Source organism: Paenarthrobacter sp. 10L412 (assembly GCF_056395565.1).
Map to the genome: position 1 here is coordinate 96,286 of NZ_JBFTJT010000018.1, position 14,520 is coordinate 110,805.

General features: G+C 61.0%; 11 protein-coding genes. 10 read left to right on the forward strand and 1 reads right to left on the reverse strand.

Annotated features, from left to right (window positions below; all coding sequences use genetic code 11):
* The first annotated feature begins 4 nt into the window (after positions 1–4).
* From AC1DD7_RS21445 to AC1DD7_RS21490, 10 genes are all read left to right on the forward strand, one after another.
* On the forward strand, positions 5–1,465 hold the full coding sequence (locus tag AC1DD7_RS21445) for an APC family permease (protein ID WP_131134398.1): 1,461 nt from the start codon (positions 5–7) through the stop codon (positions 1,463–1,465).
* A 25-nt stretch (positions 1,466–1,490) separates the two neighbouring features.
* Positions 1,491–2,501: an inositol 2-dehydrogenase gene (gene iolG / locus AC1DD7_RS21450; RefSeq protein ID WP_131134399.1), complete on the forward strand. Its 1,011-nt coding sequence runs from the start codon at positions 1,491–1,493 to the stop codon at positions 2,499–2,501.
* A gap of 314 nt (positions 2,502–2,815) precedes the next feature.
* Entirely contained in the window at positions 2,816–3,700 is an 885-nt protein-coding gene (locus AC1DD7_RS21455; protein ID WP_165478341.1) for an ATP-binding cassette domain-containing protein, read from the forward strand.
* A complete protein-coding gene (locus tag AC1DD7_RS21460) occupies positions 3,697–4,695 on the forward strand; it encodes an ABC transporter permease (protein WP_242633464.1) in 999 nt (332 codons plus the stop codon). Before AC1DD7_RS21455 ends, AC1DD7_RS21460 begins: the two co-directional genes overlap by 4 nt.
* A 68-nt stretch (positions 4,696–4,763) precedes the next feature.
* A complete protein-coding gene (locus AC1DD7_RS21465) occupies positions 4,764–5,732 on the forward strand; it encodes a sugar ABC transporter substrate-binding protein (RefSeq protein ID WP_131134401.1) in 969 nt (322 codons plus the stop codon).
* Positions 5,733–5,866: 134 nt separating this feature from the next.
* Positions 5,867–8,803 carry an FAD-binding and (Fe-S)-binding domain-containing protein gene (locus AC1DD7_RS21470; RefSeq protein WP_207307801.1) on the forward strand — a complete coding sequence of 979 codons (2,937 nt, stop codon included), beginning with the start codon at positions 5,867–5,869 and terminating at the stop codon, positions 8,801–8,803.
* Complete coding sequence (locus AC1DD7_RS21475) at positions 8,804–9,004, forward strand: hypothetical protein (protein WP_131134403.1); 201 nt, start codon at positions 8,804–8,806, stop codon at positions 9,002–9,004.
* Between the two features lie 92 nt (positions 9,005–9,096).
* Complete coding sequence (locus AC1DD7_RS21480) at positions 9,097–9,291, forward strand: hypothetical protein (protein WP_131134404.1); 195 nt, start codon at positions 9,097–9,099, stop codon at positions 9,289–9,291.
* Positions 9,292–9,874: 583 nt separating this feature from the next.
* Entirely contained in the window at positions 9,875–10,540 is a 666-nt protein-coding gene (locus AC1DD7_RS21485) for a TetR/AcrR family transcriptional regulator (protein WP_131134405.1), read from the forward strand.
* Positions 10,541–10,625: 85 nt separating this feature from the next.
* Positions 10,626–12,089 (forward strand): APC family permease, encoded by a 1,464-nt coding sequence (locus AC1DD7_RS21490; RefSeq protein ID WP_131134406.1) that lies wholly within the window; start codon positions 10,626–10,628, stop codon positions 12,087–12,089.
* Positions 12,090–12,100: 11 nt separating this feature from the next.
* Here AC1DD7_RS21490 and AC1DD7_RS21495 read toward each other — a convergent pair whose 3' ends face one another.
* Complete coding sequence (locus AC1DD7_RS21495) at positions 12,101–14,248, reverse strand: amylo-alpha-1,6-glucosidase (protein ID WP_131134407.1); 2,148 nt, start codon at positions 14,246–14,248, stop codon at positions 12,101–12,103.
* Positions 14,249–14,520: the final 272 nt, after the last annotated feature.

Consider the following 14,520-nt stretch of genomic DNA (forward strand, 5'->3'; position numbering starts at 1 on the left):
TTACATGTCTAGCTCAATAAAAGGCAAGCCAATAACGCCTACCCAGACCCAGGAAAACAAGCTCAGCGGAAATATGGGGGTGGGCGAGCTCGTGATGAACGTGCTCGCGTTCTCTTCCCCGCTGACCACCGTTGCCGGCACCTTGCCCGTAATGCTACTTTTCAGCGGCCGCACTGCTCCGGGGATTTATCTCCTGGTGACGCTGATGCTGCTGATCTTCTCGGTGGGGTTCGTCAAGATGAGCCGGAGCGTCGAGGCGCCAGGTGGCTTCTACTCCTTCGTCACCGCAGGGCTGGGAAAGCCGGCCGGGCTTGGCGGGGCGCTCTTGGCCCTGGTGGGCTACATCTTCATCGGATTCTTCGCGCCGTCCCTGTTCGCCCTCACGCTGCAGAGCTTTGTGGTCAATACCATGGGCGGTCCGGAAATCCCGTGGTATTGGTACGGGCTGGGCATCATCGTCATCACCACTATGTTGGCGTACAACCGGATCGACCTTTCCGCGAAAGTGCTGACTGTCGTCATGCTGCTTGAGTCAGCGGTTGTCATCATCTTCGATGTTGCGGCGTTCGCCTCGGGCGACGTGTCCCAAGGCGTTGGGTTCTCCATGCCGCGGATTACCGACGCCGGCTTGGGCCTTGCGCTGCTTTTCGCCGTCGGTAACTTCTTCGGTTTTGAAGCCACTGTCATCTACCGGGACGAGGTCAAGAACCCGGACCGGACCATCCCCAGGGCAACCTACCTGGCCGTGGTGGGCATCGGTCTGTTCTACGCAGTCGCAGCGTGGGCTTACACGGCGTTCCTGGGTGCGGATAACGTCCAGGAAGCGGCCAAGGCCAACACCGTGAACCTGTTCAACGACTCCGCAACGGTGCTGGTGGGCAAGATCTTCGCTGACATTGGTGTGGTCCTCCTGATTACGTCGATTCTGGCCTCGATGCTCTCGATCCAGAACATCGCGGCCCGTTACAGTTTCTCGCTGGCCGCTGATGGGGCACTCCCCAAGGCCTTGGGCCGGGTGCACCCCCGGCACAAGTCGCCGTACGTTTCAGCGCTGGCCGTGGGCATCTTGTGGGCCGTAGCAACCGTCCTGTTTACCGTAATAGGGGTTGCTCCTGAAGCCCTTTACCCGATCGCCAGTGGAAGCGGCACTTTCTCGGTCCTGTTGCTGATGTTTATCACGAGCTTCGCCGTCCTGGTCTACTTCGTCCGCCGCCGCGGATTCGCTCCTGAGCCCGTGTGGAAAACGATCGTGGCACCGATAGTGAGCGTGATCTTCCTCGGGTTGATCACCTACCTGGCGATCGCGAATTACCCGGAGCTGATCGGCGGTTCCGCCCTTATGACGGCTATTTTCATGTCCTTCACTTTCACCCTGTTTATTGGCGGAATTATCTACGCATACGTCCTGCGTTCAAGGCGTCCGGAAGTTTATGCACGCTTGGGCAGGCAAAAAATCGACCAATAGACATCTCAACGTCTGGAGACCTGCAATGACGCAACAGATCAGAGTGGGCCTGTTCGGGACCGGCAGGATCGGTCAAGTACACGCCATGAGTTTGGCAACCTTGGAAGAAGCAACGTTGGCCTGGGTGTGCGATCCATTTATAGAGGGTGCCAAGCGAACAGCCGCCGAATACGGTGGGCGCGTGAGCGACGATCCGGAAGAGGTCTTTGCTTCCGGGGAAGTCGACGCCGTTATTGTCGCCTCTCCGACGGCCACTCACGTGGACCTCATTGAACAGTCGATCGACGCCGGGATCCCGGTTCTGTGCGAGAAGCCAATCGACCTTGAGATTGCGCGGGTCGATGCTCTCCGGGCCAAGGCGGCAGCTGCCGACGTTCCCATCGCTTTGGGTTTCAACAAGCGCTTCGACAGGCATTTCGTTGAGCTCAGACGGCGTGTGGGGGCTGGCGAGATCGGGGCCTTGGAGCAACTGATCATCACCAGCCGGGACCCGGGGGAGCCGCCTGCGGCCTACCTCCCGCAGTCCGGTGGGATCTTCCGGGACATGACCATCCACGACCTGGACATGGCCCGCTACTTCATCCCGGACATCGTGGAGGTGTCGGCCGCGGGCGCGAACCTCTTCAGCGATGGCATCCGGCAGGCGGGCGACTTCGATTCGGCGGTGGTTACCTTGCGGGGTTCCAAGGATGAACTTGTGACCATCTTCAACTCGCGGCATTCCGCGTACGGCTATGACCAACGCATGGAAGCCTTCGGATCTGACGGCTTGCTTCACGTAGCGAACAAGAACGACAGCCTGGTCCGGCATTGGGGCGCAAGGTCCGTGGAGGGAATTGCTCCGTACCAGAACTTTTTCCTGGAGCGCTACGCTGAGGCGTATCGGCTTGAAGTCGCAGAGTTCCTGCGCGCTGTTCGCGGACTTCCCTCGCGGAGTCCGGGCTTCGAGGACGGCCGTGCGGCCCTGATCCTGGCTGACGGGGCGGAGAAATCCGCCCGGACCGGGGGAGCAATAGCAGTGGACCTCTCGGCCTGACCCTGAATTGCCCGGTTCGGGCACGGATTCTTTCGCAACAATCCGTGCCCGAACCGGGCTTTGCCCTTTAAGGAAAGTGAATTGTTTCCCACGGCAACAATTCAAGGCAAGGCGGTGTTTCAAAGTGGCACATCTGCCGCATTCTCCGGTCCGCCAAAGTTCAAGTAAGTGAAACAGTGTGGCAAGGGTCACGCAGCTGCGGGGCTTCCTTGGAAATACCCCAAGTCTGCAAAGTCAAACAACGTAGTTTGATGGGCCATCTGTCAAAGGTGTTTCACCGGTTCATTTGCATGGCCCTATCAAACGAGGATGAGATGACCGACGCACCACCGGCGACAGCTCCGCTAGTCGCCCTCAAGGACATACACAAGACATTCGGGGCGGTGTCCGCTTTGCGCGGAGTCAGCATCGATGTCATGCCCGGCGAAACCTTCGCACTTCTTGGAGACAACGCCGCCGGCAAGTCAACGCTCATGAAAGTGCTGACGGGCGTTTACCAACCTGACCGCGGCTCGATTGAGTTGGATGGGAAGCGGACCGAGTTCCCAACCCCTTCCGCTTCGCGCGACCAAGGCGTCGAGATGGTCTACCAAGACTTTGCCTTGGCAGACAACCTCGATGTCCGGACCAATATCTTCCTGGGCCGGGAGCCCCAGAAGAACATCCTGGGTCCGCTGTTGAGGATCATCGACAGGAAGAAGATGGAATCCGAGACCAAGCGCGTGCTGGAACGCCTGGACATTCCCATCAACCCGCGTCTGAAGGTCAAGCGACTCTCCGGTGGCCAGCGGCAGGCCGTGGCAATCGGACGGGCCCTGGCCTTCGACGCCCGCTTGATCATCATGGACGAGCCCACCGCAAACCTGTCGGTGGCCAAGGTGGACAAGCTCATCGAAGTAACCCAGCGCCTCAAGGACCTGGGCATCGCGGTCATCATCATCACCCACCGCCTCGACGAGGCCTTCGCAGTGGCAGACCGCTTCGCCGTCATGCGCCAAGGGCAAGTGGTGGGGCGGTTCCGCGTGGGCGAGGTTTCCGAAGCCCAAGTGGCCCACCTGATTTCCCACGGCACTCTGGACGACTACGTGGACACCGGCAGCGGCATCCCTGAGGAACGCCGCAAAATCGGAAGCACTTCATCAATGGAAACCGTTGATGCCTTGGCCGTGCGCGGTACTACGAACGGGAGCGACTTATGAGCATCACCATGGACAATCTGAAGACCAAGCTGGGCCCTGCCGAGCTTAAGGAAGGCCTGACCGCAACGAAGGTCAAGCGGTTCATTGGCGATTACGGAATCATCATCCTGTTCGTGGTGATCCTGGTCTTCCTCGCAGCAGCGGCGCCGAACTTCCTTACCCTGAACAACATCGTGAACGTCGTCAGGCAGTCCTCCATCATCGGACTGATCGCACTGGGAATGACCTTCATCATGATCACGGCAGGCATCGACCTGTCGGTGGGCTCCGTAGTCGGTCTGGCCGGCATGACCTTCGCCCTGCTCGCTCCTGCCAGCGGGGGCGCTTTTTGGCTCCCGCTGATCGCCGGGCTTGGCGTCGGGCTGTTGGTCGGTTTCCTGAGCGCGGCAATGGTTGTCTGGGGAGCCATCCTTCCCTTCCTGGCCACTTTGGCCACCATGGCCATAGCCCGCACAGCAGCATTGGTGATCACAGACGGGCAGGTTGTCTCCGGCCTGAGCGGACCGGCCGAGTGGCTGGGATCCGGCTTCATTGGGCCCGTCCCGGTACCCGTGATCATCTTCCTGGTGGCCGCCATCATCTGCGAGTTCGTGCTGAGCCGAACCAAATTCGGCTCCCATGTCTACGCTGTGGGCGGCAATGAGGAATCGGCCAAGAAAGTCGGCATCTCCACCAGCCGCGTACTGTTCACCGTCTACCTCATTGGCGGCGTCACTGCCGCCCTTGGCGGACTCGTTCTCACAGCGCGTCTGGACGGCGCCGCGCCGGTGGCAGGTACCGGCTACGAACTCCAGGTGATTGCCGCCGTCGTCATTGGCGGAACGAGCCTCTTTGGCGGCGTCGGCACCATCCGAGGAACCGTCATCGGCGTGCTTCTGCTGGGCGTGGTGATGAACGGTATGAACCTGATGGGCGTTTCCTCCTACTTCCAGCAAGGCGTACAGGGCGTGATCCTGGTCCTCGCCGTCCTACTGAACCGCTGGAAGTCCGACTGACCCAGCAACAAACAACGCATCACAACAATCTCCCAACGCACAGACACAAACCACTGAAAGGAACAACCATGGGTATGCGACGTAAGATCGCCGCGGCGGTCGCCATGATGGCTGCAGGAGCACTCACCCTCACCGGGTGTGCCGGCAGCAGCAACGCAAGCAGCAGCGGAGGGGCGGCCAAGACCTACAACATCGGCGTTGTGGTCCTTGACCTGCAAGACCCGGACCTGGCCCACATGACCGAGGCCATGAAGAAGACGGCGGAGGAAAAGGGCGTCAAGCTCAACATCACCGACTCCAAGAAGGATGTCGGCAGTGAACTGAACCAGGTTGAGGACCTCCTCACCCGTCAGGTGGACGCCGTCATCATGCAGCCGCTGGACGGCGATGCGAGCCAGAACGCGGCCAAGCGGGTCATTGCGGCCAACATTCCGCTGTTCATCTTGTCTACCGAGTTCGCCGACGGATCGGACGTCGGCTACAAGAGCTACATCGGCGTGGATGACACCGTGGCCGGCCAGATGCAGGCCGAATACCTCAACAAGATGATGCCCAACGGCGGCAACCTCGTGTTCGCGGCAGGCATCTACGGTGCATCCTGGACCGACCGCCGCAAGTCCGGCTTCGACAAGACCATCAATAAGAACTTCAAGATCGTGGCCGAATTCCAGGCCAAGGGCAGCCGGGATGACGCCAAGCGCAACATGGAGGACACCCTTCAGCGCTTCCCGTCCGGCCAGATTGACGCGGTTGTGGCCAACAACGACGAAATGGCCATCGGTGCGGCTTCCGCCATTGCCGATGCGGGACGCACCGCGGAGTTCAAGGCAGTGGTTGGCGTCGACGGTACCGATCCCGCGTTGCAGGACATCAAGGCGGGCACCATGTCCGCAACGGTCCGCCAGGACTCCGCGGGACAGGGCGTCAAGGCCGTTGAGGTAGTGACTGACTTCCTGAACGGCGCAAACGTGGACAACCGCTACACGCTGCCGTTCACGCTCATCACCAAGGACAACCTGTCTGAGTTCCTGAAGTAACTCTCCTCCGGACACGGACTCAGTAACGGGCACAGTGGATCCCTCCACTGTGCCCGTTCTGTTTTGGCACACTCCGGCAGGGTAACCACCTGCCTAAAATTCCAGCGGACCACTACGAATTGGAGAAGGCGAACATGCCCCATAGTGACGATGGAGACACGAAAGTTGGGCAGGTGCTGGCCGTGTTGCGCGGGCAAGGCATCGAGGTGGATAACTCTCCGCGACGGCTCTCCGAGTACTCCTACGATGCGTCCAACTACCGTGTCCGGCCTGCCGCCGTCGTCTTTCCGGCCAGCGTCGACGACGTCAGGAAAGTGGTGCGCGAATGTTCCGCCCTGGGCGTCCCCATCACCCCGCGCGGCGGTGGAACGTCCATGGCGGGAAACGCCATCGGTGAGTCTTTGGTGATCGACCTCTCGCGCCGCTTGACGAACGTGGACGCGTTCGACGAGAGTAAGGGGGCGATTTGGTCGGACGCCGGCGTGATCCTTGGCGAACTGCGCTCTTACGTCGAGAAAACGAGTAGTGGGGAGCTGACCTTCGCCCCGGACCCATCTTCGATGACGCGGGCCACGATCGGCGGCTCCATTGGCAACGACGCGTGCGGCAACCACTCGGTGGCCTACGGACGAATGACCCAGCATGTGCAGGAAGTGGAACTGGTTACGGCCGATGGTGCCCACCTGCATGCGGGACGTGGCTTCATCCGGGCCGTGGACACGGGGGACCAGCACTCCGTTGCCAGGGCCGCAGAACTGCTGGCAGGCCTGAAGGAGCTGGCCCAAACAAGCCTGGCCCCGCTGCGGGTTGAGCTGGGAAACATTCCCCGGCAGGTCTCCGGCTACCACCTGGGGCACCTCCTGCCGGAGAACGGCCTGGATGTGGCGGCCGCCTTGGCAGGCAGCGAAGGCACGTGCGCCTTGGTGGTGCGAGCAAAAGTGGGATTGGTCCCGAAGCCCCGAACCACGGCCTTGGTGTGTCTCGGATACGCGAATACTATCGACTCGGCCCGTGACGTGATGACAATCCTCGCTGCCAAGCCCAGCGCCATTGAGGGGCTGGACGCCTCTATTGTGGACATCATGCGCCACCGCCGGGGTGCCGCCAGCGTGGACTCACTCCCGCAGGGCAAGGCGTTCCTGATGGTCGAGTTCCCGGCGGACACCATGGAACAAGCCGCCGCTGACTGCGAACAACTGCTAGAGAAACTCAACGCCGATGGCCGCGTTGTGGACCACGGGATCGTCACCGAGCCGACAGAACGGGCCAAGCTGTGGCGGGTCCGCGAAGACGGCGCCGGGCTTTCCTCGCGCAGGATCGACGGAGTCCAGACCTGGCCCGGCTGGGAGGATTCCGCCGTTGCTCCTGAGCGCCTGGCTGACTACCTCGCGGAACTTCTGCCCCTGGTGCAGAAGTACGGCTACACAGCCTTCATGTACGGGCATTTCGGTGCGGGCTGCGTGCATATGCGCCTGGACTACGACCTCCGAAGCGACACTGGCCGAGAGTCCTTTGAGGACTTCACCCGCGAAGCAGCGGCACTCGTGGTGGCCCAGGGCGGCTCGCTTTCGGGGGAACATGGCGACGGCCGGGCACGCAGCGAACTGCTGGACGTGATGTATTCGCCCACGATGCTAGCCATCTTCAAGGCGTTCAAACACCTCTGGGATCCTGCCGGAGTCCTCAACCCTGGAATAATCGTGAACCCCGAGCCCTTCGCTGCTTCGCTGGCTCTTGAGGGTGTGCCCCAGCCGGGTCCTGCGTACGGTGAGCCGGCCGAGGTGCCGGGTGCCGCCGTCGTACCTTCTTCAGCTGGCCGCAGCCTGTTGCCGGTGGCGAGCCCCTTCGTCGGCAATACTCACGCCTGCATCGGAGTGGGTCGCTGCCGTGCAACCACCGGCGGCTTCATGTGTCCCAGCTACCGTGCCACCAAGGACGAGAAGGACTCGACGCGAGGCCGCGCCAGGGTCCTCCAGGAACTTACCCGCACCAAAGGCACCAGCCACGGAGGCTGGTCCAGTCCGGAGGTCAGGGAGGCGCTGGATCTGTGCCTGTCCTGCAAGGCCTGCTCGGCCGACTGCCCCACTGGGGTGGATATCGCAGAGGCCAAGTCGGAACTGGTGGATGAGCATTACCGCGGCAGGATCCGACCCTTTACGCACTATTCGATCGGTTGGCTGCCGCGGTGGCTACCACTTTTGACGCACATTGCGCCTATCGCCAACGCGGGGACCGGCTTCCGGCCGTTCCGGTGGATGGGCGAAAAGTTGGGCATTAGCGCACGACGGCGGCTCCCGGCCTTTGCGGTGTCGGGCCGCATACAGCGGCGAGTGAGGGAGGCACAGTTCACGGACAATGCCGATGTGCTGCTGTTCATCGACAGCTTCACACGCGCCTTCCGACCCGAAGTGGTTCCGGCCGCTGCCCGGGTGCTGCGCGCATCGGGCAGTTCTGTGGGCTGCACACCGGACGCCTGCTGCGGACTGACCTGGATCTCCACGGGACAGCGCGATGGAGCACGACGGCGGCTGGCGAAGTTGATCAGCAGGCTCGACGACGGCACGGACCGCGACATCGTGGTCCTGGAACCCAGCTGCGCGGCCACCATCCGCGACGAAGGTCCCAAGATGGTGGGCGGTGCAGCAGCCGCGCGCGTGGCTGCCCGGATCCGCTCGTTCTCCGTGGCTGTCGATGAGGCTATCAAACGTGGCTGGAAGCCGTCCGCCGTTCCCCCCAAAACCGCTGTACTGCAAACCCATTGTCACGAGCATGCGGTCTTCGGTTCGGGCGCACAAAAACGGGTCCTGGAGGCGTGGGGAGTACCCAACATTGTGGAGTCGTCCTCGTGCTGTGGAGTGGCCGGAAACTTTGGCTTTGAGGCCGAGCACTTCGACATGTCCATGAAGGTGGCCGATCACTCCATTGCGCCGGCGCTGGAGAGCAGTGACGGGCTTGTCCTCACCGACGGTTTCAGCTGTGCCATGCAGGTCTCGCAAATTGATCCGGAACGCTTCAGCAAGCATCTGGCGATTGCCTTGGATCCCCTGAGTGCCCGATGGACGGAGAACTAGGTGGCGTATCTCGGCATTTTCCTCATTCTGGTGGCGGCGGGGTTGCGTTTGGCAGGCGGGCATTTAGCCGGACCGTCCCGCGGGCCCCGGGTAACGGCCAGCTTCCGTGGCGTCCACGCTGTTCCCTTGGGAGCTGCTGCTTTCCTGGTGGCTGCCAGCGGGGTCTTTATCTTCGCTGTGGGCATCAGCGTAGACGGTTGAGCCGTGTCTCAAACTGACACGGTTGCCTCGGGGTCCCGTGACAGATGCTGGAAGTGACCCACTAGCCCCATTACTTTTGAGAGTTGATCTCGATGATGAACAGGAAGCTCGCGCAGGGACGGCATGTTGAATGGTTGCGGGCATCGGCACACTTCAATGAAACCGATCTCGGTGAACGGACCGACCTTCAGCTGAAGCGCTCCGGGAAACTCGTTCACCGTCTCCTCCAGGACATGGCAGGAGGCCGCGACAGCGACGCCTCGCCGTGGCCAACGCCGGGCACCTAGCCCCTCAAGCCGCGGGTCCGTAGCGTTTGTTCCTGGCACTGTGTCCAAGCGCTACGGCCCGCTTCCTTTACGCCAGGAGGCAGAGTTGGGCATTCATGGATCCGCGGTCAGGGCAGTTTCGCCGCAAGCGGCGTCCGGGGCCTGGGAGGCCTCGCCAACTTCCTACGTGTTGCCTGTCGACTTCGGCGGTTTCGCGGGGCCGGACCTGGCTACGGCTTCCCTGCTTCTCGATATGCCACCGCGAACTTTGATCAGGCGCCTGTGCAGGACCAAGCACACCGTCAGGTCGTTCGCTGCGCCCGCGGCCTCCGCCCTGATAGAGATTCCGTGGGGGAGGCATTGGCACCAAATGGCCTACGCCGGCAGACGGATCAAAGCGGTCCCTCAGGGCTCCCTTACCCTTTCTGTCCTCGGCGTGACTCTCACCAGCTGCGACGGGTACACGGATGACCTCGTAGTGGGACGGGTACCGCAGTGCTTTGCCGACTGCCTCATAGGCAAAGGTGACTCGGTGTGGTTTAGGTCTTCTCAACCTAACGACTGTTAGTTAGACTCATTCCGTTACGACCCTTTTGAGGATGAAATGAGTCCATCTCCGCGTGAGCAGGCGAACGCTGCTGTCCGGGAATTCCTAGCCAAGCGTGACTGGGCGGCGCAGACGCCCGCAAGGAAGCGGATCCTCGTAGCCTTCCTCCGGCTGGCCGCCACCAATGGTTACAACTCAGTGAGCATGCGTACGCTGGGCCGCGAGCTGGGCCTGAAGGCGCCAAGCCTCTATTCCAGTTTTCCGAAGGGCAAGGACCAGATCGTGGCCGAGTCCCTCCTTTGGTTTACCCACGGATTCGCCCGTGACCTCCTTGATGCAGTGCAAGAATCTCCGTGTGCGGGCGACTACTGGGCGGCCCTTGTCCGTTTCCATGTCGCCCAGCAGGTGAGCACGCCCGAAGCTGATCTTTGGAATCTTCTGGTTGCTTCGGACAAGGTGGCAGGGTTCCTAGGTCAAGAACTGCGTGAAGAGCTGGCCTTTTGGCAGAGCCTGCACGAGGAGATGTATACCGCTGCGGCCGAAGAAATGGGGCTCGCCGTCACGCGGCAAACAATCCAAGCCATTTTTACGCTGCTCGACGGGGCCGCCCACTGGTCCGCTTGGGACGGCACGGTGGCGCATCTGGAAAGCCTGACGGACTACGGGGTGGCCCTCAGCCGATCCTTGCTTGAGGCGGGGACCCGAACCCCGGCGGGGGCATAGCCGGGCTGTCCCAACATGACACAACACCCTTTCCTGCCCGGTCGATACTGTGATTCAGAACTCAATATTCAGTGATGAGGATTACATGAACAACACCACGCTCGAGGCACCAAAGGTATCGCTTCAGACCCGGGAGAACCGGCTCAGCGGCAACATGGGAGTGGGCGAACTCGTGATGAACGTGCTCGCTTTCTCTTCACCTCTGGCTACAGTGGCGGGAACGCTCCCGGTCCTGCTGATGTTCAGCGGGCAAACCGCACCTGCCATCTACTTGCTCGTGACGCTCATGCTCCTGATCTTCTCGGTGGGATTTGTCAAGATGAGCCGAAGCGTCCAGGGCCCGGGCGGCTTCTACTCCTTCGTCACAGCTGGACTGGGCAAGCCGGCCGGCCTCGGTGGCGCTTTCCTGGCCCTATTTGGCTACATTTTCATCGGATTCTTCGCGCCATCGTTCTTCGGGGTAACGCTTCAGGGGTTCGTTCTTAACACCCTCGGCGGTCCAGACATCCCTTGGTACTGGTACGCGCTGGCCATTACTGCCGTAACTACTCTGCTGGCCTACAACCGCATTGATCTGTCGGCCAAACTGCTGACCATCGTGATGCTGCTTGAAGTGGCGATCATCGTGGTGTTTGACGTCGTTTCGTTCTCGGCCAACGGACTGGGGGCAGTGCAGAGTGCAGGGTTCGCTCTGCCGTCCATCACTGACGCAACCCTTGGCCTGGCACTGCTTTTCGCCGTTGGCAACTTCTTCGGGTTCGAAGCCACTGTTATCTACCGGGACGAGGTCAAGAACCCCGACAAGACCATCTCTCGCGCCACGTATCTGGCCGTGGCTGGCATCGGCATCTTCTATGCAGTGGCAGCGTGGGCCTTCATCGCCTTCTTCGGTGCCGACAAGATTCAGTCCGAGGCAGCGAACAACACGGTGAATCTTTTCAATGACGCACTCGTCGGCCTTATGGGACGGATCTTCGCCGATATCGCAGTCATTCTGCTCATCACGTCGGTTTTGGCTTGCATGCTCTCCATCCAGAACATTGCCGCCAGGTACAGCTTCGCGCTGGCCTCGGACCACGCTCTGCCTTCTTTCCTGGCCCGGGTGCATCCAAAGCACAAGTCGCCGTACGCGTCGGCATTGGCCGTAGGTATTGTGTGGGCGGTAGCAATCGTGCTGTTTACAGTCATCGGGGTGGCTCCGGAGGTGTTGTATCCGATTGCAAGCGGCAGTGGCACGTTTGCGGTGCTGCTCCTGATGTTCATTACGAGCTTCGCTGTCCTGGTGTACTTCATACGCCGCCGCGGCTTCGCTCCGGAATCGTTGTGGAAGACGGTCGTCGCACCTTTCATCAGCGTTCTGTTCCTTGGAGCCATCACCTACCTGGCAATCGCCAACTACCCGGAGCTCATAGGTGGATCGGCGGTGCTGACAGTCATCTTCATGACGTTCACCTTCGCGCTTTTCTTCGGCGGAATCGTCTACGCCTTTTTCCTGCGTACAAAGCGTCCCGACATCTACGCGCGGCTGGGCCGGCAGAAGATCGACTGATTCGAACTCCTTTATAGATCCCGATCCGGGTCACCTTGCATGAGATCGCCTACCCATGGCAGGTATCCGCGGTGGAAGACCATTCCCTCCGGCAGCCCGTCTACGGAAACCGATGAGCCGGAAATGTTGATATTGATCCTGCCCTCACCGATCGGCGCGTTGGCGATGTGCAAATCGCCGTAACTTTCCGGAAGGACAGGGTCCATCCAAATGCCACCCTGGGATACATCGGGATCGTACCGCATGAGAGTGGACACCAGCATTATGGGTGTGGTGGCGGCCCACGCCTGGGGCGAGCAGGCAGTGGGGTAGGGCACGGGAGCTGAGAACGCCTCGCGACTGAAGCCACAGAACAATTCTGGCAGCCGACCATCCGAGAACTCGGCAGCCTCCAGTAGAGCCGTCGAGATACGCTGTGCTTCCTCCACGAAGCCATAGCGCATAAGGCCCACCTGGATAATGGCGTTGTCGTGCGGCCAGACAGATCCGTTATGGTAGCTGACGGGGTTATAAGCGTCCATGTCGTCAGCCAGGGTACGCACCCCCCAGCCGCTGAACATTCGATCGGACATCAGATGCTCTACTACGCTGGGTGCCTTGTCGTCGTCGACGATGCCGGTGGCCAGACAGTGTCCCATGTTGGAGGCGCAGGCATCGACCGGGCGCTTGTGGCCGTCCAGGGCGATTGCAAAGTAGCCCTTGTCCGGCAACCAAAACCGGTCATTGAACTGCTGCTTCAGGCGGAGCGCGCGAGCGCGGAGTTGGGCCGCTTTGGCCTCGTCGCCGACCTCATGCGCCATCCAAGCCGATGCTAAACATGCGCTGTAAACATAGCCCTGCACCTCGCTCAGCGCTATTGGGGCTTCGGCCAGGGTTCCGTCGGCGAAGTTAATGCCGTCCCATGAGTCTTTCCATCCTTGGTTGATGAGGCCTCTATCGTTAAGGCGGGCGTATTCGACGAAGCCGTCTCCATCCCTGTCGCCGTAATTCCAGATCCAGTCCATGGCGCGGTCCGCATGGGGCTGCAGGTCAGCGATGGTCTCTTTAGCGAAACCCCATCGGCTGACTTCGCCCAACACCATCAGAAATAGCGGCGTAGCATCGACGCTCCCGTAATACGCCGACTTTCCGCCAAGTGCAAGGCCACTGGACACGTCCAGACGTACCTCGTGAAGGATCTTTCCGGGTTCTTCCTCGCTCAGGGGATCTACGACACTTCCTTGCAGGTCCGCTAGCGTTTGTAAAGTACCCAGTGCCAAAGAGGGATCGACAGGGAGTGCCATTGTCGAGGCCCAGAGAGAGTCCCGCCCGAAGAGTGCCATGAACCACGGCGCCCCCGCGGCAACGACCACGCGCTCGGGATGCTTAGGGTCCTCGATCCGCAATGCCCCCAAATCTTCGTAGCTGCGCCGAAGTGTTCGTTCGATGGACCGATTGCCCATGTGCACCAGGGGGATTTTGCCCACCCACTCCTGCCTGCGACGGTCGCTTGGCGAGAGGGTCTCTTTGTCCAAGTGCACACGGGGCAGAGTGCCTTCCACGCCCCACGGCGCCACCCTAAGCTGCGCGTTCCATTGTCCGTGCGGAGGAACTGTCGTCCTGTACGTGACAGCCTCTGGTGTCACCACTGCGGCGGGGCCACCGTCGATATTAACGCCCTTGGTAATTTCCTGCCACGTTGCCCGGATGATCAGCGAGTGGGCCTCCACTTGCCTGGTTTCCTGCCACGTGCGCTGCACGCGCGCCTCCTTCACTTCGAAGAGGTCCGCAAAATCTGACTCAACCTCCAGCGCGATGACACATTCCGCGGGCAGTCCAGAATAATTCCGGACGGTGATCTGCTCGGTGATGCCAGTGTCCACTTCGCGTAGTCGTTCCACGACCAGCGGGCTGTCTGCCCTCCCGTCCCGGCGTGGTACCCGACCGGCAAAGAGAACCCGGTAGGGCTGTTTGACGTCCGAGGCAAGTGCCTCAACGGGCTGTCCATCCACCGAGAGCTTCCAACAGGACAGGATGCGTGTGTCTTCGTAGAAAAGCCCATGCGGGAGGCCGGGAACTATGTCCCCGTTGGTTAGCGAGATGCAGAAGTTGGATCCTTCCACCAGCGTGACGGCCGCGCCCAATGCTCCGGCCGCCGTGTCAGCATTCCACCCAGCCATTGTGGCTCCTTTGAGGATCGACATCGGAGTGGTTGTTCACGGACGCCCGCTGTCACCGTGCTATCTGATGCCTCGTCGTCAGTATTTCTGACGCTACGCTTGTCGTCGCGCGGGTACCAGCCCTCGCGTTGACTCGTAATTAACCTCCGCGAGGGGGGATACGTTGCCTCATTAATAATCCTCCGGCTGGGTGGGCGGTTGCCTCGGTCAGTGGACGGGGGTTACGCCGGGTGAATGGGATTGACGATGGCTGAGCGGAAGGCCGTGACGAA

What these genes read in the sequence shown, in the direction of transcription:
- AC1DD7_RS21495 (WP_131134407.1), bottom strand. Translation starts at nt 14,248, where the DNA reads ATGGCTGGGTGGAATGCTGACACGGCGGCCGGAGCATTGGGCGCGGCC.
- AC1DD7_RS21445 (WP_131134398.1), top strand. Translation starts at nt 5, where the DNA reads ATGTCTAGCTCAATAAAAGGCAAGCCAATAACGCCTACCCAGACCCAG.
- AC1DD7_RS21465 (WP_131134401.1), top strand. Translation starts at nt 4,764, where the DNA reads ATGGGTATGCGACGTAAGATCGCCGCGGCGGTCGCCATGATGGCTGCA.
- AC1DD7_RS21480 (WP_131134404.1), top strand. Translation starts at nt 9,097, where the DNA reads ATGATGAACAGGAAGCTCGCGCAGGGACGGCATGTTGAATGGTTGCGG.
- AC1DD7_RS21470 (WP_207307801.1), top strand. Translation starts at nt 5,867, where the DNA reads ATGCCCCATAGTGACGATGGAGACACGAAAGTTGGGCAGGTGCTGGCC.
- AC1DD7_RS21490 (WP_131134406.1), top strand. Translation starts at nt 10,626, where the DNA reads ATGAACAACACCACGCTCGAGGCACCAAAGGTATCGCTTCAGACCCGG.
- AC1DD7_RS21485 (WP_131134405.1), top strand. Translation starts at nt 9,875, where the DNA reads ATGAGTCCATCTCCGCGTGAGCAGGCGAACGCTGCTGTCCGGGAATTC.
- AC1DD7_RS21455 (WP_165478341.1), top strand. Translation starts at nt 2,816, where the DNA reads ATGACCGACGCACCACCGGCGACAGCTCCGCTAGTCGCCCTCAAGGAC.
- iolG (WP_131134399.1), top strand. Translation starts at nt 1,491, where the DNA reads ATGACGCAACAGATCAGAGTGGGCCTGTTCGGGACCGGCAGGATCGGT.
- AC1DD7_RS21460 (WP_242633464.1), top strand. Translation starts at nt 3,697, where the DNA reads ATGAGCATCACCATGGACAATCTGAAGACCAAGCTGGGCCCTGCCGAG.